We start from the raw sequence: 21,750 nt of genomic DNA, 5'->3' as shown, positions 1-21,750 counted from the left end.
TAAGAGGTGTGTAATTTGAAAAAGGAAATTATAGAATGGATTGTCGCCATCGCAATAGCAGTTTTGCTTGTATGGTTTATAAAGGATTTTGTTGGTCAACCTTATACAATTAAAGGTGACTCAATGGATCCAACATTAAAAGATGGGGAACGTGTTGGCGTAAACATTATGGGTTATAAAATTGGCGATGTGAAAAAAGGTAACGTCATTGTTTTCCATGCTAATAAAAAAGATGACTACGTTAAACGTGTTATTGGTACTCCAGGAGATAAGGTAGAATATAAAAAAGACCAATTATATATAAATGGTAAGAAACAGGATGAACCTTATTTAAATTATAATGAGAAACGAAAACAGATTGAATATATTACTGGTACTTTCCAAGTGAAAGATTTACCTAATGCTAACCCTAAATCAAATGTCATCCCGAAAGGTAAATACTTAGTATTAGGGGACAATCGTGAAGTAAGTAAAGATAGTCGTTCATTTGGTTTGATTAATAAAGATCAAATTGTTGGTAAAGTTTCGTTCAGATTCTGGCCATTAAATGAATTTAAAGCTAACTTTAATCCTGATAATACTAAAAATTAATTTTGAAAGCGATAGACGCTAAGTCTATCGCTTTTTGTGTGTAAAATTGTGTAGATATATTAATGAATAAATATGTATAACGGAAAATCATACTTTTTGTAAAACAAATTAGTATGACTTACCTAATAGTGATAGCTATTAGGTTCAATAATGTAATTCTGTGAAAATGAAGTGAACTTAAAAAATAGAAATAAGTTACAAATTGGCAGTAGTTGACTGATAAAGTAATTCTTTTTCTTTAGAAATTAGAATTACTTATGCATGAGTGTTAACTCATGTAATCCTTAGTTGAACAGTTTAGCTAAAGCTAATGTGTAAGTATCACTAAACTATTATAAATAGTAGTGATACTTTACTAACTTAGTCAACCTTGCCGGGGCGAGACTACGAAATAAATTTTGTAAAAATGTTATTTCTGTCCCGCTCCCATGTTAAAATGTTGTCAAAGGAGTGAGGGTTGTTATGGAATTAAATGCATATATAGGGAGAGCTGGGACAGGGAAGTCTACAGCTATGGTTAATGAAATTAAAGATAAAATGAAAACTGACCCACTTGGTGATCCAATTATTTTAATCGCTCCAACTCAAAGTACTTTTCAATTTGAACAAGCATTTGTTAATGATTCAACATTAAATGGAAGTTTGAGAACAGAGGTACTTCACTTTGAAAGATTAAGCCATAGAGTGTTCCAAGAAGTTGGGGGATTTACGGAACAACGATTATCTAAAGCGGCAACTGAAATGATGATTTATCATTTAGTACAACAATATCAATCAGATATGAAATTATATAAATCACAAGCCAAATACTTTGGATTTAGTGAGAAATTAGCCGAACAAATTCAAGATTTTAAAAAATATTCTGTCTTACCTGAACATATTGATGAATTTCTAAATACACACGATATTCAAACCAGAACTAAACATAAATTAGAAGATATTTCTTTAATATACAAACAATTTGAGTCTCGAACTCACGGCAATTTTATTACAGTTGAAGATTCGTTACGAAAATTTATCGAACAAATGGATAAATCTGAATGGCTAAAACGCTCAGAAATATACATAGACGGTTTCCATAACTTTTCAACTCTTGAATACGAAATGATTCAAGCATTAGTAAGAAATGCTAAAAAAGTAACGGTATTATTAACTACTGATGGTAATCAAGATGCTTTCAGTTTATTTAGAAAGCCATCTGAAGTTTTAAATCATTTAGAAGAGATTGCTCAAGATTTACATATCCAACTTCAAAAGCGTCTTTTCAATGAAGTCTATCGATTTAATCACAATGATCTAAAAGCTTTAGAATCCCAATTCGACGCATTACAACTAACGCCTCAACAAAATCAGGGGCATATCGATATTCTTGAATCTTCTAGTATGAGAGAAGAAATTAATGAAATTGCAAGACAAATTCTTAAAGATACACGTGATAACCAATTGAGATTTCAAGATATTGCAATCTTATATCGAGACGTATCATATGCCGATTTATTTGAATCTATTTTACCGCTATATCAAATTCCTTTTAACATAGATACAAAACGTTCAATGACACATCATCCTATTATGGAAATGATTCGTTCACTAATCGAAGTAATCCAAACTAATTGGCATATCAATGCAATGATGCGTTTATTGAAAACAGATGTGCTGACTAACCAATATAAAAATAGTACACACCTAATAGATTTATTAGAAAATTTTGCTATAGAACGTGGTATTTATGGAAAAAGATGGTTAGATGACGATTTATTTAATGTAGATAATTTTAGAAAAATGGGTCGTAAAGAACATCAACTTACACAAGAAGAAAGAGAGACATTCGAACAAGTTGTTAAATTAAAAAATGATGTGATTGATAAAATTCTTCATTTTGAACAAGCAATGAATGAAGGTAACACAGTTCGTGAGTTTGCTACTGCATTTTATGAAAGTATGGAATATTTTGAATTACCCAATCAGTTAATGACACAACGAGATATTTTAGATAATGATGGTTACCATGAAGAAGCTGAAGAAATTGATCAAATTTGGAATGGTTTAATTCAAATACTAGATGATTTGGTAACTGTGTTTGAACATGAAAGCATGACATTAACTCGCTTTTTAGAAGTATTTGATATTGGATTAGAACAATTAGAATTTGTGATGATTCCTCAAACACTTGATCAAATAAGCATTGGTACGATGGATTTAGCTAAAGTAGATAATAAAAAGCATATCTATCTTGTCGGTATGAATGATGGTTCTATGCCTCAACCTATTTCTTCTTCAAGCTTAATTAGTGATGATGAGAAAAAATTATTCGAACAAAATGTTCAAATAGAATTAAGCCCAACGTCAGATATCTTACAAATGGATGAAGCATTTGTATGCTATATTGCTATGACTCGTGCAACAAATAGAGTTACATTTTCATATAGCTTGATGGGATCATCAGGTGATGAAAAAGAAATGAGTCCATTTTTAGCACAAATAAAAGATATTTATGACAATTTAGATGTAATAAATATTCATCAAATGCATCAAGAACATCCTATTTCATTAATTGAGCATGTTCATCAAACAAAAATTAATTTGTTTGAGTCACTAAGAGCTTGGTTAGATGAAGAAATTGTAGCAGATACATGGCTTGATGCATATCAAGTAATGAGAGACGATGAGCGTCTTAATGAGGGATTGAATTATTTAATCACTTCGTTAACTTACGATAATGAGACGAAGCAGCTTAGTGAAACACTGGCACAGGATTTATACGGTAAAACGATTAATGCGAGTGTATCTAGATTCGAAGGATATCAACAATGTCCATTTAAACATTTTGCTTCACATGGTTTAAGATTAAATGAGCGAACAAAATATGAACTACAAAACTTTGATTTAGGTGATATTTTCCATTCTGTATTGAAATATATATCTGATCGTATAGATGGAGACTTTAAACATCTTGATCAGAAAAAAATCAAAACATTAACATCAGAAGCGCTTGAACAAATTTTACCTAAAGTTCAATTTAATCTATTAAATTCATCAGCTTATTATCGTTATTTATCTAGAAGAATAGGCGCAATTGTTGAAACAACTTTAAGTGCTTTGAAATATCAAGGAGACTATACGAAATTCAAACCACAACAATTTGAAACGGGCTTCCGTAAATCACCTAAATCTGATGAAGAATTGATGGCTAAATCATTAACAACTACACAAGGTGTTCCTATTAATATACGTGGTCAAATTGACCGAATAGATACTTATACAAAAGAAAATCAAAGTTACGTTAATATCATTGACTATAAATCATCAAAAAATAGTGCAACACTTGATTTAACAAAAGTTTACTATGGTTTACAAATGCAAATGATGACTTATATGGACATCGTATTACAAAACCAAGAAAGATTAGGCTTAACAGATATCGTTAAACCAGGTGGCTTACTATACTTCCATGTTCATGAACCAAGACTCAAATTGAAAAATTGGTTAGAAATTGATCAAGAAAAATTAGAAAAAGAGCACATTAATAAATTTAAGATGAGTGGATTAGTTAATAGTGATGAAAATGTGTTAGATGCTTTAGATATTAGATTAGAACCTAAATTCAAATCTGATATTGTGCCAGTTGGTTTAACTGCTAAAGGAACAATAAATAAAGCTAGTAGTCAGGTTGCAGATGAAAACACTATTTACAAATTTATAGAACATAATAAAAAGAATTTTATTGAAACGGCAAGTCATATTATGGATGGACATACAGAAGTAGCACCACTCAAATATAAACAAACATTGCCATGCCAATATTGTAGTTACCAATCTGTTTGTCATGTAGATGGCATGATTGATAGTAAAAGATATCGCACTGTTGATGAGTCCATTAATCCAATAGAAGCGATTCAACAAATGGAAGAAAATGGAGGTGGAACTGAATGATACCTACGAAACCACAAGATGTTATTTGGACAGATGCACAATGGCGCAGTATTTATGCCAAAGGTCAAGATATTTTAGTAGCTGCAGCTGCTGGTTCTGGTAAAACAGCTGTACTGGTTGAAAGAATTATTCAACGTATTTTAAGAGATGAAATTGATGTAGACCGTTTACTAGTAGTGACATTTACTAATTTAAGTGCAAGAGAAATGAAACATCGAGTTGACCAACGTATTCAACAAGCTTCGATTGAAGATCCAAATAATGAACACTTGAAAAATCAGCGTATCAAAATACATCAAGCTCAGATTTCCACTTTACACAGTTTTTGTTTGAAATTAATTCAACAACATTATGACGTACTAGATATTGATCCTAATTTTAGAACGAGTAGTGAAGCAGAAAATATCTTACTTTTAGAACAAACGATTGATGAAGTGTTAGAGCGACATTATGATTATTTGAAACCAGAATTTATTGATTTAACTGAACAATTATCTAATGACCGTAGTGATACACAATTTAGAAGTATTATTAAACAACTTTATTTCTTTAGTATTGCTAACCCGAATCCTCAAGAATGGTTAAATCAACTTTCAACACCATATATGGATGAATCACAACAAGATGAGTTATTAAAATTATTAAATGATTTGGCAATGATTTTTATAAATGCTGCACAAGAATCACTTGATAAAAGTTATGAGTTATTTTCAATGATGGAAAGTGTAGATAAGCAGTTAGAAATCATAGAATCAGAACGACGATTTATGAGTCAATTATTTGAAAATGATACATTACAAATTGAAAAGCTTGTGAATCATCAATTTGCAAGTAGATTTCCAGCTATAACAACAAAAATCAAAGAAGAAAATGCCATGATGGTAGATGCATTAGAAGATGCGAAAGCTGCGTACACTAAATATAAAGATATGATTACTAAAGTTAAAAGTGATTATTTCTCAAGAACTGCAGAAGATTTGAAACATGACATGCAATTGTTAGCGCCAAGAGTTTCATATTTATCGGATATTGTGAAAGATGTTATCAATGAATTTGGGAAACACAAACGCCAAAGAAATGTATTAGACTTTGCGGATTATGAACATTTTGCCTTACAAATTTTAACTAATGAAGATGGTTCACCTTCACAAATTGCTGAAATGTATCGTCAACATTTTTCTGAAATATTGGTTGATGAATACCAAGATACCAACCGTGTTCAAGAGAAGATTTTATCTTGTATCAAAACAGGTGAAGAATCTAATGGGAATTTATTTATGGTTGGTGACGTTAAACAATCGATTTATAAATTCAGACAGGCCGATCCAAGTTTATTTATCGAAAAATATAACCGTTTTAATACCGAAGGACAAGAAGCAGGTATGCGTATAGATTTGTCTCAAAACTTCCGATCTCGAAAAGAAGTATTATCAACGACAAACTATCTATTTAAACACATGATGGATGAAGAAGTAGGAGAAATTACTTATGATGAAGCGGCACAATTATATTATGGTGCGCCATTTGACGATGTTAATCATAATGTAGAATTACGTACAATGGTTGAAGCGAGTTCTGAAGATAGTGATTTAACTGGTACTGAACAAGAGGCTTATTATATAGTTGAGCAAGTTAAAGACATTTTAGACCATAAAAAAGTATATGATATGAAATCTAATTCATATCGACCTGCGACATATAAAGATATCGTTATATTAGAACGCAGTTATGGTCAAGCGCGTAATTTACAGCAAGCTTTTAAAGATAATGATATTCCATTTCACGTGAACAGTAGAGAAGGTTATTTCGAACAGACAGAAGTACGACTTATATTATCGTTTTTACGTACAGTTGATAATCCGTTACAAGATATCTATTTGGTTGGATTAATGCGCTCAGTTATTTATCAATTTACAGAAGATGAATTAGCAAATATTCGTGTATTTAGTCCTAATGATGATTATTTTTATCAATCAATTCACCAATATATTAATAATGATGTTGCTAATAAAAAGTTAGTTAAAAAGTTAAAACACTTTTTAGATGATATTCAACACTATCAAGAATATAGCCAACGTTATCCGGTTTATCAATTAATTGATAAATTTTATAACGATCATTTTGTTATTCAATATTTTAGTGGCTTAATAGGTGGTAGAGGACGTAGAGCAAATTTATATGGACTATTTAATAAGGCTATTGAATTTGAAAACTCCAGTTTCCGTGGATTGTATCAATTTATTAGATTTATAGATGAGCTAATTGATAGAGGTAAAGACTTTGGTGAAGAAAATATTGTAGGGCCAAACGATAACGTAGTACGTATGATGACAATTCATAGTAGTAAAGGTTTAGAGTTTCCATTTGTCATATATTCTGGTTTATCTAAGAAATTTAATAAAACAGATTTAAGAGGACAAGTTGTTTTGAATCAGAAATATGGATTAGGGATGGATTACTTTGATGTAGAAAAAGATATTGCTTATCCATCGTTGTCTTCAGTCGCTTATTCTGCAATTAATGAAAAAGAAATGATTTCTGAAGAAATGCGTTTAATCTATGTAGCATTAACAAGAGCCAAGGAACAATTGATATTAATAGGTAGAATTAAAGATGAAAAGGAATTAGATAAACTAGAAAGATTGCCTATTTCGGGAAATCATATCGCTGTTAATGAACGTTTAACTGCATCTAATCCATTTACAATGATTTATAGCATATTATCAAAATATCAATCGTCTAGTATTACAAATGATCAAAAATTTGAAAAAGATGTTGAACAATTGGATAGTAATGTAAAACCAAGAGTGACATTATTTATTGATCATTTCGAAGATATTTCTACAGAGATTGCAACTACTGATCAAGAACATAGAAGTATAGAAGATATTGAAATGTATCAAAGTGGAAACGAAGATGTTAAAGCTAAAATAAAAGACAAGTTAACTTTCGAATATCCTTATTTAGTCGACACTGAAAAACCGTCAAAACAATCTGTATCAGAATTAAAACGTCAACTTGAAACGGAAGAAAGTGGTACTAACTATGATAGAGTGCGACAGTATAGAATAGGTGTCTCAACATATGAACGTCCTAAATTTTTAAGTCAACAAGGAAAACGCAAAGCGAATGAAGTGGGTACATTGATGCATACAGTAATGCAACATTTACCATTTAACCAAGAAAGAATGACTGAAGATGATTTAGATCAATATATCAATCAGCTTATAGATAAAAATATCATTGAATCTGATGCAAAAGAAGATATTAGATATAAAGAAATTATGCGTTTTATAAATAGTAATTTGTATTTAGAAATAGCAAACGCTGATCAAGTTTATAGAGAATTACCTTTTGTAGTGAATCAATCTAAAGTTGATCAATTAGAACTGAAAGATGAAGACGTTTCAATTATTCAAGGGATGATTGATTTAATCTATGTTAAAGATAAAGAATATTATTTTGTAGATTATAAGACAGACGCTTTTAACCGTCGAAGAGGATTAACAGATGAAGAAATCGGTCAACAATTGAAGGATAAGTATCGCATACAGATGAAGTATTACCGCAATACTTTAGAAACGATACTTCAAACTAAGGTCAAAGGTTATTTATATTTCTTTAAATTTGGCATGTTAGAAATTGATGACAATTAAGATACTCTTACTTACGGATAATTTGAAAAAACGAATATGTAGAAACTTTCTTAATTTTCTTACTTATATATTTGTTATTTCATGGTCATAACAGTTATAATATGTATTAAGATATAGATGAGGAGTTGATTATGAATGAAATTTTTATCATTCAAGCATAATGACAGAACTTCATATGGTGTTAAAGTTAAACGTGAAGATGCTGTTTGGGATTTAACATTAGTATTTGCAGATTTTGCAGAAAGTGATTTTCATCCGAAAACATTATTAGCAGGATTACAACAAAACCAAACGTTAGATTTCCAAGAACAAGTACGTAAAGCAGTTGTAGCTGCTGAAGATAGCGGTAAAGCTGAAGATTATAAAATTTCATTTAATGATATTGAATTTTTACCACCGGTTACTCCACCAAATAACGTTATCGCATTTGGTCGTAACTATGAAGATCATGCAAGTGAATTAAACCATGAAGTACAACGATTATATGTTTTCACTAAAGCAGCATCATCATTAACAGGTGATTTAGCAACAATTCCAAATCACAAAGATATTACTGATCAATTAGATTATGAAGGCGAGTTAGGTATTGTAATTGGTAAATCAGGAGAGAAAATTCCTAAAGCATTAGCGTTAGACTATATTTATGGATATACAATTATCAATGATATTACTGACCGTAATGCCCAAAATAACCACGACCAAGCATTCTTATCTAAAAGTTTAACAGGTGGTTGCCCAATGGGACCATACATCGTAACTAAGGATGAACTACCTACACCTGAAAACGTTAATATTGTTACTAAAGTAAACAATGAAATTCGTCAAGATGGTAACTCAGGTGAAATGATTTTAAAAATTGACGAATTAATCGAAGAAATTTCTAAATACGTTGCTTTACATCCTGGAGATATTATTGCTACTGGTACGCCAGCTGGTGTTGGTGCTGGTATGCAACCTCCAAAATTCTTACAACCTGGTGATGAAGTTAAAGTAACTATCGATAATATTGGTACGTTAACTACTTACATTTCTGAATAAGATTGAACTAGTTATAATTAATTAGATAATATAGTTAAAGGCCTGGGACATAAGTAAATGTCTCAGGCTATAATTATGTTTGGGCTTAGGGTTAGAGTTTTATATTTTTGTTTATTACTATGACGAACAATCTCTTAAAAAGGGTAATAAATTATATACTTATATCATTTAAAATAAATTGTTCGTTTTGTGGTATCATTAGTTAAGTAAAATATTAAGTGGAGGGAACATTGATTTGTTACATGTTCATATTTTAAGTTGGGTATTAGCAATTATTCTTTTTATTGCTGCATACTTAAACATTTCTAAAGCACAAGGAGCTACACCATATTTTAAACCATTACAGATGGCATTAAGATTGTTTATGCTATTAACATTAATTTCTGGTTTTTGGGAATTAATTAAAGAATTTGCTGCAGCCAGTAATGGTGAAGGCGGCAATCATATGCTTTTAACATTGAAAATGTTGTGTGGTTTAGGTGTTATTGCATTAATGGAAATTTCTATTACTAAAAGAAAGAAACACGAAGATTCTACAAAATTATTTTGGAGTACAATTGTCTTAATTATTATAACAATGGCAATTGGTGTTATTCTTCCTTGGGGTCCTATCTCAAAAATGTTAGGTTTAGGATAGGTCATTAAATCATTTATAAACTTAAAAACATGCAAAACGATTTTAATTAACCGTTTTGCATGTTTTTTATTGTGCTTTATATCCAATCATATTAATAAGATCTTTAGGATGACTATAAGGTGGGGCATACGCAACTTCAAACTCTGTTAATTCATCAACAGTCATATTATTTTGCATTGCCATAGATAATACATCAATACGTTTATCAGCACCTTCTTGCCCAACTGCAGCTGCACGTATAATTTTTCTAGTATCTTGATCAAAGTATACTCTCAGATGTAATGGTGTATTTCCTGGGTAATAACCTGCATGTGCGCCTTGTTTAGTTTCTACCATTTTATAATTGAATTGAGATAATTCTTCTGGTTTAACACCAACGCTAGCAAACGTATAATTGAAAAATTTAACAATATTAGATCCTAGATATCCTTTAAATTTAATATTATCATTTCCTACTAATTGTTCAGCAATAATACTCGCAGCACGATGTGCGCCCCAGGCTAGAGGAACATTTGCTTTTAAATCAACATGTCTGTAATGTGATGTAATGACATCTCCAAGAGCATAAATGTTATTTATATTTGTTTGGAAAGCATCATTCACTGGAATAAATCCTTTTTCATCAAGTTGAACGTTAGAACTTTTTATAAACTCAGAGTTAGGTTTAGTACCTATACCTTCAATAATGATATCGTAGTCTTCTTTTATTCCTGATTTGAATGTAATTTCATTACCATTTATATCAGCAATTTCTTCATTTAAACGATATTGAATATGTTTATCTTTTAATTCATCAAAGATAGGTTGATTCATATCTTGATCCATTAATATATTTACCTGTTCAGAACGATGAATAAGTGTGATATCTAATCCTCTATGATATAAATTTTCTAATACTTCTAATGAAATATACCCAGCACCTACAATTAATGCTTTTTGAGCATTATTTTTATCAATAAATGAATTGATAGCGTCTGTATCTTCTAGGTTTCTTAATGTAAAAGCTAAGTCTGTATCAAAATTAAGTCGGTTTGCACTACAACCAGGGCTTAAAATTAAGTAATCATATGATTCTTCAAACGATTCATTTGTATTTTTATTTTTAATAGTTATAGTTTGTTTGGTATCGTTAATTGCAATGACTTCATGATACGTTTTAACTGATATTTGTTTTTTATCGAAAAACTTATCCGGAGTATAAGCTAACACTTTTTCTCTTTCAGTAATTGTATCACTCAAATAGTAAGGCAATGCGCAGTTGGCAAAGCTCATATCTCTATCTTTTTCAAAAATTATAATCTCGCTTTCAGAGTCTAAACGTCTAATTTGACTTGCACAAGTTGCACCACCTGCAACTGCACCGACGACAACTATTTTACTCATGCGGTTATACCCCCTGATATAATAAAATTCTGAGACAGCATAGTATATCTATCTCAGATGTGTTGAAACGCTATTCTTATGAATAATAACGTATATTCAAATCAAAGAAATTATTTAAATATCTTCCAATTCCATCTTCATTATTACTAAATGTTGTTTCATCAGCAATATCCTTAAGTTCTTGAAGACCATTGTCCATAGCAATACCATATTGTGCGTATTTAATCATTTCGATGTCATTATCTTCATCACCAAAAGCAATAATATGTTCTGGTTCAATATTTAAAAATTGTCTAACTTGGTCAATACCACGAGCTTTGTTAATACCGCGTTTAACAATTTCAATGACAGGAAATGGTGCACCCCAACGACGGTGTTCAATATTTTCAGCATAAAACTGTGTTAATTTATCTTTGATTTCTGGAATTTTGCTTTCTTCTGCTTCTACTAATAGAGATGTTGGTGCTTCGTTAAGTTGTTCTAATAAATTACCAGTTTGTATTCTAGGATTTCCCATTGAGAAACCTTCAAATAGACGAGGATCATGGTTGTTAATAAACACATAATCTTTTACTTCAGCAATAATATTAGTTACATGAAATTGCTGTAATTTTTCGATAATATTTTTAGAAATATCTATATCTAAAACTTCATGTATTGTATCAAAATCGTTTGATTTAGGATGATGTACATACGCACCGTTAAAGTTTACGACAGGCGTATCCATATTTAATTCATGATAATACATTTGACTGGCACGATATGGACGGCCTGTAGCAATCATGATTGAATGACCACGTTGTTGTAATTCTGTTAAAACTTGTTTTGTATAATTAGAAATTTCTTTATTATCATTTAATAATGTTCCATCTAAGTCTAAGCAAATTAAATGAGGCTGCATAACGTTCTCCTTATGTCGTAATAATATATTGTAGTTGTATCATAGCATTTTATTGGCGTTTTGTCGGATATTTGATATATTAGTATAAAGAAAATATAGAGAGGTGATACTAATGGAAGAGGCATTAAAAGATAGTATCCTAGGAGCTCTAGAAATGGTAATCGACCCTGAATTAGGTATTGATATTGTTAATTTAGGATTAGTATATAAAGTTGATGTAGATGACGAAGGACTTTGTACTGTTGAGATGACATTAACTTCTATGGGTTGTCCTTTAGGACCGCAAATTATTGATCAAATTAAAACTGTATTAGCAGAGATTCCAGAAATTCAAGATACTGAAGTTAATATCGTATGGAATCCACCTTGGAATAAAGATATGATGTCTAGATACGCGAAAATTGCTCTAGGTGTTGGTTAATCTAATTCTGATAATAAGAATAGTTATGTAGTAATATACACATTGCGTGTATACATTACATACCATTCTTTTTTATGTGGTCTAAATTAGAGATGGCAAATTAAGATGAATTAAATTTAAAAATTTACGCTATCTAAACGATAAGAAACCAATATTCTGAAAATAAAAATGTATTTATAATAAATTTAAAAAAAATCCAATCGTCATTAAATAAATAATATTCAATTGCTATTTAAATTGAATTTATATTACGGTTGTATTACAATAATTAAGACTAATTGTAACTTGAATGCAATAAATTTAAGTAATAAATAAGTTGTTGCAAGTTTATTTTAACCAAATCATTATTAGTCATAAGATTTATCAAGTTGTTTTAATTATTTCTCAATAAGTAATGAAACTTAGATTAAATACAAGATACATGACTATTTTAATATAAAACTTAAACTACTATGAATATTCGAAAATGATTTGATGGGGAAGAAAGTGAAATATGAATAAGGAATATAAAAGCACTAGAAATAGGGGAAAGAAATTAAGATATATGCCTGGTTTAGATGGTTTAAGAGCAATTGCTGTTATCGGCATTATTATTTACCATTTAAATAAACAATGGTTAACAGGCGGATTTTTAGGTGTAGATACATTTTTTGTTATTTCAGGTTATTTAATAACGAGCTTATTATTAAAAGAATACGAAGAAAATGGCATAATCAATTTAAAGAATTTTTGGTTACGTCGTTTGAAAAGGTTAGTTCCAGCTGTATTAGCGCTATTATTAGTAGTTGGTATAGCCACATTACTTTTTAAATCAGAAGAGATAGTTAGAGTAAAACATGATATTATTGCTGCAATATTTTATGTTTCAAATTGGTGGTATATCGCTAAAGATGTTAACTATTTTGAACAATTCTCTTTTATGCCACTTAAACACTTATGGTCATTAGCTATTGAAGAACAGTTTTATTTAGTTTTTCCAATAGTTTTAATTACTTTATTACTAACTTTAAAGAAATACCGTAATGTGACGCTCATTTTTTGGATCATTTCATTATTATCACTTATGTTAATGATTATCATTTCAGAGCCACATCTGAACCATTCAAGAGTATATTTTGGTACAGATACGCGTTTACAAACATTATTATTGGGTGTCATATTGGCATTTTTATGGCCACCATTCAAATTAAAAGCACAACCTCCTAAAGCGTTACAACGTGCAATAGATATTGTAGGCATATTAGGATTAGCATTTTTAATTCTATTATTTGTAACTGTTCAAGACGAAAGTGACTGGATTTATAATGGTGGATTTTATATTATTTCTGCTATGACTTTATTTATCATTGCTAGTGTGGTGCATCCAGCAACATTTGTGTCTAAACTATTAGGTAATACTTTGTTTGTATACATAGGTAAACGGTCTTATAGTTTATATTTATGGCACTTTCCGATTATTAGTTTTATTCATAGCTATTATATTGATGGACAAATTCCTTTATATGTCTACATTATAGATATTGTTTTAACATTTGTTTGCGCTGAGTTGTCATATCGTTATGTAGAAACGCCATTCAGAAAACAAGGTTTAAAGGCATTTACTTTGAAACGTAAGTATAAACCTGCACTTATTAGAACGATTACGATTATTATTTTAATTATTCCATTTGCTTTTATTATGATTGGTTCATTTGATGGATTAGGTAAAGATAAAATTAATCATAAGTCCAATTCATTTAACACAGATTTAGAAGATAAGTATTTAATTAGAATGATTCCTATTGATAAAATTGGTCAAAATGGAAAAAATGATACAGATGTAGATACAGATATTAGTCCATTATTAATAGGTGACTCAGTAATGGTAGACATAGGGGAAACTTTTAAAGACAGTGTACCAAAAGCTAAAATTGATGGTAAAGTTGGTAGAAATTTATATCAAGCGATTCCATTAGCAGAACAAAATTATTCTCATTATAATAAAAAATCTGATCAAGTTGTATTAGAATTAGGTACTAATGGTGATTTTAATAAAGAACAACTTGATGATTTAATTAGTAAATTTGGTAAAGCTCAAATTTATTTAGTCAATACACGAGTACCAAGAGGTTATGAAAATCACGTTAATAAGCTAATGGCTGATGCAGCAAAAGAAAAGAGCAATGTGACTTTAATTGATTGGTATAAAAGATCAGAGGGTCATACAGAATACTTTGCACCAGATGGCATTCATTTAGAAAATAGTGGCGTAAAAGCACTTACTGACGAAATTTTAAAACATATTAAAAAGAAATAATCTAATCACATAAAGGAGTAGTATTGAAAGATGTTTATTAAACTAAACGTACTCAATACTACTTCTTTGTTTATATTTTAAAAAATGTGAATTCAATACATAAAGAGGTTTTAGTTTGAGTTTTTCGGTATTATCCATTCAAAATTTAATTGATTAAAATTAATAAAAATTTTAGGTTCAAGTTGTTGATTAATTTTAAAAAGAGGACTATAATATAGTTAAGGTCAAAGAAAGTCAAAGTCAAAAATAAACTTTGATAAATGAATGACTGACTCTAAATAAATAGAGGTGAAAACAATTGGATATAAATAAAATGACTTATGCTATTCAAGGCTCATTACAAAGAGCAATTGAATATAGTAAAGAATTTGAATTACAAAATATAGAAATAGAAGCAATACTAAAAGCAACATTAAACGAAAGTGAAAGTTTATTTAAAAGTGTGTTAGAACGTGCAAATATTGACGTAGACCAATTAGAAAAAGCTTATGATAAGAAGTTAAAATCTTATCCAACTGTTCAAGGTGATAATGTTCAATATGGACAATATATCAGTTCTAAAGCAAACGAATTAATGAACAAATCTGAAACTTACATGAATGATTATGATGATGAATTCATTTCTATGGAACATGTTTTAAGAGCAGCTATGGACATTGATCAAACAACTAAAGAATTCATAGGTAATAAATCTGAAGTTATCAAAGAAATTATAAATAAAATAAGAGGGGGAAATCATGTGACTAGCCAGAACCCAGAAGTAAATTATGAAGCATTAGAAAAATATGGCCGTGACTTAGTAGAAGAAGTGCGTCAAGGTAAAATGGATCCTGTCATTGGCCGTGACGAGGAAATACGTAATACGATTCGTATTTTAAGCCGTAAAACAAAAAATAATCCAGTACTTATAGGTGAACCAGGTGTAGGTAAAACAGCAATAGTTGAAGGTTTAGCTCAACGAATTGTTAAAAAAGACGTGCCTGAATCATTATTAGACAAAACTATTTTCGAGCTTGATTTAAGTGCCTTAGTTGCAGGTGCAAAATTCCGAGGAGAATTCGAAGAACGTTTGAAAGCAGTACTTAAAGAAGTTAAAGAATCTGATGGTAGAATAATCCTATTTATTGATGAAATTCATATGTTAGTAGGCGCAGGTAAAACAGACGGTGCTATGGATGCCGGCAACATGTTAAAACCTATGTTAGCACGTGGTGAATTACATTGTATTGGTGCTACAACATTAAATGAATATAGAGAGTATATTGAAAAAGATTCTGCCTTAGAACGTCGTTTCCAAAAAGTAGGCGTAAGCGAACCAGATGTTGAAGATACAATTTCAATCCTACGTGGTTTAAAAGAACGTTACGAAGTATATCATGGTGTACGTATTCAAGACCGTGCTTTAGTTACAGCAGCAGAATTATCTGATAGATATATTACTGACAGATTCTTACCGGATAAAGCGATTGACTTAGTCGACCAAGCTTGTGCAACTATTCGTACAGAAATGGGCTCAAATCCTACTGAATTAGACCAAGTCAATAGACGTGTAATGCAGTTAGAAATAGAAGAAAGTGCATTAAAAAACGAATCAGATAATGCAAGTAAACAACGACTCGAAGAACTTCAAGAAGAATTATCTAATGAAAAAGAAAAACAAGCCTCATTACAATCTCGTGTTGAACAAGAAAAAGAAAAAATTGCTAAATTACAAGAAAAACGTGCTGAATTGGATGAAAGTAGAAAAGCTTTAGAAGATGCGCAAACTAATAATAATCTTGAAAAAGCAGCAGAATTACAATATGGTAAAATACCACAATTGGAAAAAGAATTAAAAGAATTAGAAGATGTCTTCCAAGATGAGCAAGGTGAAGATAACGACAGAATGATTCGTGAAATCGTTTCTGACGAAGAAATTGGAGATATCGTAAGTCAATGGACAGGTATCCCAGTATCAAAACTAGTAGAAACTGAAAGAGATAAATTACTGCACTTAGGTGATATTTTGCATAAACGTGTAGTAGGTCAAGATAAAGCAGTAGATTTAGTTTCTGACGCTGTAGTACGTGCCAGAGCAGGTATCAAAGATCCTAATAGACCAATTGGTAGTTTCTTATTCTTAGGACCAACTGGTGTAGGTAAAACTGAATTAGCTAAATCATTAGCAGCGTCATTATTTGATTCTGAAAAACACATGATCAGAATCGACATGAGTGAGTATATGGAAAAACATGCTGTGTCTAGATTAATTGGTGCCCCTCCAGGCTATGTAGGTCATGATGAAGGTGGTCAATTAACTGAAGCGGTAAGACGTAACCCATACTCAGTTATCTTACTTGATGAAGTGGAAAAAGCCCACAGTGATGTATTTAACGTATTACTTCAAATTTTAGATGAAGGTCGATTAACTGATTCTAAAGGTAGAAGCGTTGATTTTAAAAATACAATTATTATTATGACAAGTAATATTGGCTCACAAGTATTGTTAGATCAAGTATCTGAAACAGGTGATATTAGTGAATCTACTGAAAAAGCTGTTATGGATAGCTTACATGCATACTTCAAACCAGAAATTTTAAACCGTATGGATGACATCGTATTATTCAGACCATTATCAGTTGACGATATGAGTATGATTGTCGATAAAATTATTGGTAACTTGAATATGAGATTAGTAGATCAAAGAATAACTATTGAAGTAACTGAAAAAGCGAAAAAATGGTTAGGTGAAGAAGCTTATGAACCTCAATTTGGTGCAAGACCATTGAAACGATTTGTACAAAGACAAATTGAAACACCATTAGCACGTATGATGATTAAAGAAAACTTACCAGAAGGTACTAAAATAGATGTAGATTTAGATGAAAACAATGAACTAACATTTGATGTTAACAAACCTGAATAATAAATAACTAAAACCAAGAATTTGAATGAAAATTCATCTTCTTGGTTTTTTATTTGTGATGTAAATGGTTGATTTCAGTATTTAAAAGTATGGATTGATTCACATAATGAACTAAACAAATGATGCATATACTTTAATTAGTTAATTTATAATATAATAAGAAATAATAGTAATTATTCGAGGAGTGAACATCATGAAAATCAACACAGAATTTAAAAACAATTTTATCCCATATGCCTATGCAGCTGGCGCAAATGAAAGTGACATAATCAATGGCAATCCAATAAAATCATTTCCTTTTGAAGTGACTGAACTTCCTAAAGATACTCAATATCTTGCTTGGTCATTAATAGACTATGATGCTATTCCAGTTTGTGGATTTGCCTGGATTCATTGGAGTGTAGCAAATCTTAAAGTTTCAAATTCAAATATTTCTGTAAAAGAAGATTTCTCTAGAATTACGACTGACGGTATTCAAGGAAAGAATAGTTTCACAAGTGGCTTATTAGGAGAAGATTTCTCAGCAATTGATAAGTATTATGTAGGACCCACACCTCCTGACAAAGATCATCAATATGAATTAACAGTTTATGCATTAAAAGAAAAATTAGATTTAGATAATGGATTTTATTTGAATGACTTTTTAAAACAAGTAAACAAACATAAAATTGACGAAACAAGTGTACAATTGACGGGGGAGAAAAATTTAAAAATAGTAAATTTATGATATAAATTATAAAAAAACTGGTAGCAACTGTATAAAAGTCTGCTACCAGTTTTTACTTATTCGTATTGTTCAGATTTATTTTTAGGACTAATTATTGCACCTAAAATAGCAGTTGTTATTGTAAAGATAACTGCCATAATGATAGGGGAAACAACATTTAAGCTGTTACCTTCACCATTTAAACTGTTCAACACGAAATTGACCATTTGTAATAAAACGAATGCCCAAAAGAATGTCATGAGGTATTTCATTGCATGCAACCTCCAATATAGTATATATACATATATTTTAATGGAAAAAAGATTGTTTGTATAGAGTGAATCCAAATGAGTTTGAAACAGTGGTATCAAACTTATATATGATATGATTTAATTAAAGCATTTTTGTATTAGTTGAAATTAAAAAGCTATTTAAATGACGGTATTTAATGATTGTATAGCTAATCATATAAGTATGTGTAGAGATAGCAGCTATTCAATTAGATTTCTATATACTTGAGTTTAAAATGAAAAATATGTTAAATTAATACCTGGTATTAAAAATTTATTAAGAAGGTGTACAACCATGGATGTGGGTATTAAAGGTTTCGGGGCATACGCTCCAGAAAATATTGTAGACAATGCCTATTTTGAACAATTTTTAGAAACATCAGATGAATGGATTTCTAAAATGACTGGAATCAAAGAAAGACATTGGGCTAATGAAGATCAAGATACATCAGATTTAGCTTACGAAGCTAGTGTAAAAGCAATTAAAGATGCTGGTATTCAACCAGAAGATATAGATATGATTATAGTAGCGACTGCGACAGGTGACATGCCATTCCCAAGTGTTGCTAATATTTTACAAGAACGTTTAGGTACAGGAAAAGTACCTACAATGGATCAGTTAGCAGCTTGTTCTGGTTTTATGTATTCAATGATTACTGCTAAACAATATATTCAATCAGGTGATTATAAAAATATACTAGTAGTAGGCGCAGATAAATTATCTAAAATTACTGATTTAACTGACCGTTCTACAGCTGTCTTATTTGGCGATGGCGCTGGTGCAGTTGTTATTGGCGAAGTATCAGAAGGTCGCGGTATTATTAGTTACGAAATGGGATCTGATGGTAGTGGCGGAAAATACTTATATTTAGATAAAGAAACTAAGAAATTAAAAATGAATGGTCGTGAAGTATTTAAATTTGCTGTAAGAATAATGGGCGATGCGTCAACACGTGTTGTTGAAAAAGCAGGTTTAACTTCAGAAGATATCGATTTATTTGTACCTCATCAAGCAAATATAAGAATTATGGAATCAGCTCGTTTAAGATTAGGTATTGAACCTGAAAAAATGAGTGTATCTGTTAATAAATACGGTAATACATCTGCTGCTTCAATACCGTTAAGTATTAATCAAGAGTTACAAAATGGTAAAATTAAAGATGACGATACGCTAGTTTTAGTAGGTTTCGGTGGCGGACTTACTTGGGGTGCAATGGTTATTAAATGGGGAAAATAGGAGGATAACTAATGAGTGAAAATAATAGAGTTGTTATTACTGGTATCGGAGCCTTATCTCCAATCGGTAACGATGCTGAAACAACATGGCAGAATGCACTAAAAGGAGTTAATGGTATCGATACTATTACAAGAATTGATACTGAAAATTATAATGTGCATCTAGCAGGCGAATTAAAAGATTTTAATGTAGAAGATTTTATTGATAAAAAAGAAGCACGTCGTATGGATAGATTTACGCAATATGCAGTTGTTGCTGCTAGAGAAGCAGTACAAGATTCCCAGTTAGACGTTAAAGCGAATGCAAATCGTATTGGTGTGTGGATTGGTTCAGGTATCGGAGGAATGGAAACATTCGAAAAAGCCCATACTCAATTAGTTGAACGCGGACCAAGACGTGTAAGTCCATTCTTCGTGCCAATGTTAATTCCAGATATGGCGACAGGACAAGTATCTATTGATTTAGGTGCTAAAGGTCCAAGTGGCTCAACTGTAACTGCTTGTGCAACAGGAACTAACTCAATTGGTGAAGCATTTAAAATCATTCAACGTGGTGATGCGGACTCAATGATAACTGGTGGTACGGAAGCTCCTATTTCACATATGGCTATTGCTGGTTTCAGTGCGAGTCGTGCATTATCTACAAATGATGATAAAGAAACGGCTTGCCGTCCATTCCAAGAAGGCAGAGATGGCTTTGTTATGGGTGAAGGTGCAGGAATTGTAGTTATAGAATCTCTTGAATCTGCAAAAGCACGTGGTGCTAAAATTTATGCAGAAATTGTGGGCTATGGTACAACAGGTGATGCTTACCATATTACTGCACCAGCGCCAGAAGGTGAAGGCGGTTCTAGAGCAATGCAAGCAGCACTTGATGATGCGGGCATTGAAGCAAAAGATATTCAATATTTAAATGCGCATGGTACAAGTACTCCAGTGGGTGACTTATACGAAGTACAAGCTATCAAGAATACTTTTGGTGATGCAGTTAATACATTAAAACTTAGCTCAACAAAATCTATGACAGGTCATTTACTTGGCGCAACTGGTGGTATTGAAGCGATTTTCTCTGCTTTATCAATTAGAGATTCAAAAATTGCTCCAACGATTCATGCAGAAACACCTGATCCAGAATGTGATATAGATTATGTGCCTAATGAAGCTCAAGACTTAGAAATTACACATGCAATGAGTAATAGTTTAGGTTTTGGTGGACATAACGCAGTACTGATTTTCAAAAAATTCGAAGACTAAAATATACAAAACGCAAGTGTCGGCTTAATGTGACACTTGCGTTTTTAAATAGTGAAAGAAACAATAATAGTGACGATAACTAACAATATATTAATACAAAGACTAGGGAGCACCCATGAGGAAATCATGTAGTGTTCCTTTTTTGCGTTTTTAGGATTAAAAAACGCATCATCTTTCATACTTTTCTTTTTCGAATTAGATGAAAGTTGGTATGTTAAACGTCGAAAACCATAACTAGTGACATCGAATATGCCTTCCTGTACTAAAAGAATAATAAACAATAGTATGAAAGAAATTAAAGATACATAAAATAAGACGTTAATATAATCAGTCCATGTATGAGAAGTCCAAATCCAAAATAGAAAAGATATGATGACTGTTATAAATAATTTTTTAGGTTTTGAAATTTTTTTGATTCTGTAAATTAAATAATAAATCAAAATCAATATATTAGTAATTTAACAAAAACATTGAAAACTGAAATTTCTAAAAACAAACTTGTC

15 protein-coding genes are annotated in these 21,750 nt (G+C 30.8%); 11 read left to right on the top strand and 4 right to left on the bottom strand.

Going from position 1 to position 21,750, the window contains the following annotated elements; genetic code table 11:
* The first annotated feature begins 15 nt into the window (after window positions 1-15).
* The 5 genes from lepB to N524_RS0102655 all read left to right on the top strand — a co-directional run bounded on the left by lepB (window position 16) and on the right by N524_RS0102655 (window position 9,855).
* Window positions 16-591 carry a signal peptidase I gene (lepB, locus tag N524_RS0102675; RefSeq protein ID WP_017637416.1) on the top strand — a complete coding sequence of 192 codons (576 nt, stop codon included), beginning with the start codon at window positions 16-18 and terminating at the stop codon, window positions 589-591.
* A gap of 462 nt (window positions 592-1,053) precedes the next feature.
* Window positions 1,054-4,524 carry a helicase-exonuclease AddAB subunit AddB gene (gene addB, locus N524_RS0102670; protein ID WP_029055582.1) on the top strand — a complete coding sequence of 1,157 codons (3,471 nt, stop codon included), beginning with the start codon at window positions 1,054-1,056 and terminating at the stop codon, window positions 4,522-4,524.
* Window positions 4,521-8,180, top strand: a complete 3,660-nt coding sequence (addA, locus tag N524_RS0102665) for a helicase-exonuclease AddAB subunit AddA (protein ID WP_029055581.1) — start codon at window positions 4,521-4,523, stop codon at window positions 8,178-8,180. Before addB ends, addA begins: the two co-directional genes overlap by 4 nt.
* A 135-nt stretch (window positions 8,181-8,315) precedes the next feature.
* Window positions 8,316-9,218: a fumarylacetoacetate hydrolase family protein gene (locus N524_RS0102660; protein WP_017637413.1), complete on the top strand. Its 903-nt coding sequence runs from the start codon at window positions 8,316-8,318 to the stop codon at window positions 9,216-9,218.
* Window positions 9,219-9,453: 235 nt separating this feature from the next.
* On the top strand, window positions 9,454-9,855 hold the full coding sequence (locus tag N524_RS0102655) for a YisL family protein (RefSeq protein ID WP_029055580.1): 402 nt from the start codon (window positions 9,454-9,456) through the stop codon (window positions 9,853-9,855).
* A 66-nt stretch (window positions 9,856-9,921) separates the two neighbouring features.
* Here the strand turns inward: N524_RS0102655 and N524_RS0102650 are convergent, their stop codons facing one another.
* A complete protein-coding gene (locus N524_RS0102650; RefSeq protein ID WP_029055579.1) occupies window positions 9,922-11,238 on the bottom strand; it encodes a CoA-disulfide reductase in 1,317 nt (438 codons plus the stop codon).
* Between the two features lie 76 nt (window positions 11,239-11,314).
* Entirely contained in the window at window positions 11,315-12,139 is an 825-nt protein-coding gene (locus N524_RS0102645) for a Cof-type HAD-IIB family hydrolase (RefSeq protein ID WP_029055578.1), read from the bottom strand.
* A gap of 112 nt (window positions 12,140-12,251) precedes the next feature.
* Here N524_RS0102645 and N524_RS0102640 point away from each other — a divergent pair, with 112 nt between their 5' ends.
* From N524_RS0102640 to N524_RS0102625, 4 genes are all read left to right on the top strand, one after another.
* On the top strand, window positions 12,252-12,560 hold the full coding sequence (locus N524_RS0102640; RefSeq protein WP_017637409.1) for a metal-sulfur cluster assembly factor: 309 nt from the start codon (window positions 12,252-12,254) through the stop codon (window positions 12,558-12,560).
* A 493-nt stretch (window positions 12,561-13,053) separates the two neighbouring features.
* Entirely contained in the window at window positions 13,054-14,856 is a 1,803-nt protein-coding gene (locus tag N524_RS0102635) for an acyltransferase family protein (protein ID WP_029055577.1), read from the top strand.
* Between the two features lie 298 nt (window positions 14,857-15,154).
* Complete coding sequence (clpB, locus tag N524_RS0102630) at window positions 15,155-17,761, top strand: ATP-dependent chaperone ClpB (protein WP_029055576.1); 2,607 nt, start codon at window positions 15,155-15,157, stop codon at window positions 17,759-17,761.
* 193 nt (window positions 17,762-17,954) lie between these two features.
* Window positions 17,955-18,488: a YbhB/YbcL family Raf kinase inhibitor-like protein gene (locus N524_RS0102625; RefSeq protein WP_029055575.1), complete on the top strand. Its 534-nt coding sequence runs from the start codon at window positions 17,955-17,957 to the stop codon at window positions 18,486-18,488.
* A gap of 56 nt (window positions 18,489-18,544) precedes the next feature.
* Here N524_RS0102625 and N524_RS0102620 read toward each other — a convergent pair whose 3' ends face one another.
* A complete protein-coding gene (locus N524_RS0102620) occupies window positions 18,545-18,739 on the bottom strand; it encodes a YjzD family protein (protein ID WP_017637405.1) in 195 nt (64 codons plus the stop codon).
* 313 nt (window positions 18,740-19,052) lie between these two features.
* Here N524_RS0102620 and N524_RS0102615 point away from each other — a divergent pair, with 313 nt between their 5' ends.
* Together N524_RS0102615 and fabF are read left to right on the top strand one after the other, a co-directional pair.
* Window positions 19,053-19,994: a beta-ketoacyl-ACP synthase III gene (locus tag N524_RS0102615; protein WP_017637404.1), complete on the top strand. Its 942-nt coding sequence runs from the start codon at window positions 19,053-19,055 to the stop codon at window positions 19,992-19,994.
* An 11-nt stretch (window positions 19,995-20,005) separates the two neighbouring features.
* The gene (fabF, locus tag N524_RS0102610) at window positions 20,006-21,247 is read left to right on the top strand and encodes a beta-ketoacyl-ACP synthase II (protein ID WP_029055574.1); all 1,242 of its coding nucleotides are present in this window, start codon (window positions 20,006-20,008) and stop codon (window positions 21,245-21,247) included.
* 44 nt (window positions 21,248-21,291) lie between these two features.
* Here fabF and N524_RS13120 read toward each other — a convergent pair whose 3' ends face one another.
* Window positions 21,292-21,654, bottom strand: coding sequence for a DUF3899 domain-containing protein (locus N524_RS13120; protein ID WP_225880643.1), 363 nt, complete (start codon window positions 21,652-21,654; stop codon window positions 21,292-21,294).
* Between the last annotated feature and the right edge of the window lie 96 nt (window positions 21,655-21,750).

Origin of the sequence: Staphylococcus sp. URHA0057, from assembly GCF_000620265.1 — a bacterium.
GTDB classification, from domain to species: Bacteria; Bacillota; Bacilli; order Staphylococcales; family Staphylococcaceae; genus Staphylococcus; species Staphylococcus pasteuri.
This window is presented reverse-complemented; position numbering and strand designations above follow the sequence as displayed.

What these genes read in the sequence shown, in the direction of transcription:
- N524_RS0102650 (WP_029055579.1), bottom strand. Translation starts at nt 11,238, where the DNA reads ATGAGTAAAATAGTTGTCGTCGGTGCAGTTGCAGGTGGTGCAACTTGT.
- N524_RS0102635 (WP_029055577.1), top strand. Translation starts at nt 13,054, where the DNA reads ATGAATAAGGAATATAAAAGCACTAGAAATAGGGGAAAGAAATTAAGA.
- N524_RS0102615 (WP_017637404.1), top strand. Translation starts at nt 19,053, where the DNA reads ATGGATGTGGGTATTAAAGGTTTCGGGGCATACGCTCCAGAAAATATT.
- N524_RS0102620 (WP_017637405.1), bottom strand. Translation starts at nt 18,739, where the DNA reads ATGAAATACCTCATGACATTCTTTTGGGCATTCGTTTTATTACAAATG.
- N524_RS0102660 (WP_017637413.1), top strand. Translation starts at nt 8,316, where the DNA reads ATGAAATTTTTATCATTCAAGCATAATGACAGAACTTCATATGGTGTT.
- addA (WP_029055581.1), top strand. Translation starts at nt 4,521, where the DNA reads ATGATACCTACGAAACCACAAGATGTTATTTGGACAGATGCACAATGG.
- N524_RS0102645 (WP_029055578.1), bottom strand. Translation starts at nt 12,139, where the DNA reads ATGCAGCCTCATTTAATTTGCTTAGACTTAGATGGAACATTATTAAAT.
- N524_RS0102625 (WP_029055575.1), top strand. Translation starts at nt 17,955, where the DNA reads ATGAAAATCAACACAGAATTTAAAAACAATTTTATCCCATATGCCTAT.
- fabF (WP_029055574.1), top strand. Translation starts at nt 20,006, where the DNA reads ATGAGTGAAAATAATAGAGTTGTTATTACTGGTATCGGAGCCTTATCT.
- addB (WP_029055582.1), top strand. Translation starts at nt 1,054, where the DNA reads ATGGAATTAAATGCATATATAGGGAGAGCTGGGACAGGGAAGTCTACA.
- N524_RS0102640 (WP_017637409.1), top strand. Translation starts at nt 12,252, where the DNA reads ATGGAAGAGGCATTAAAAGATAGTATCCTAGGAGCTCTAGAAATGGTA.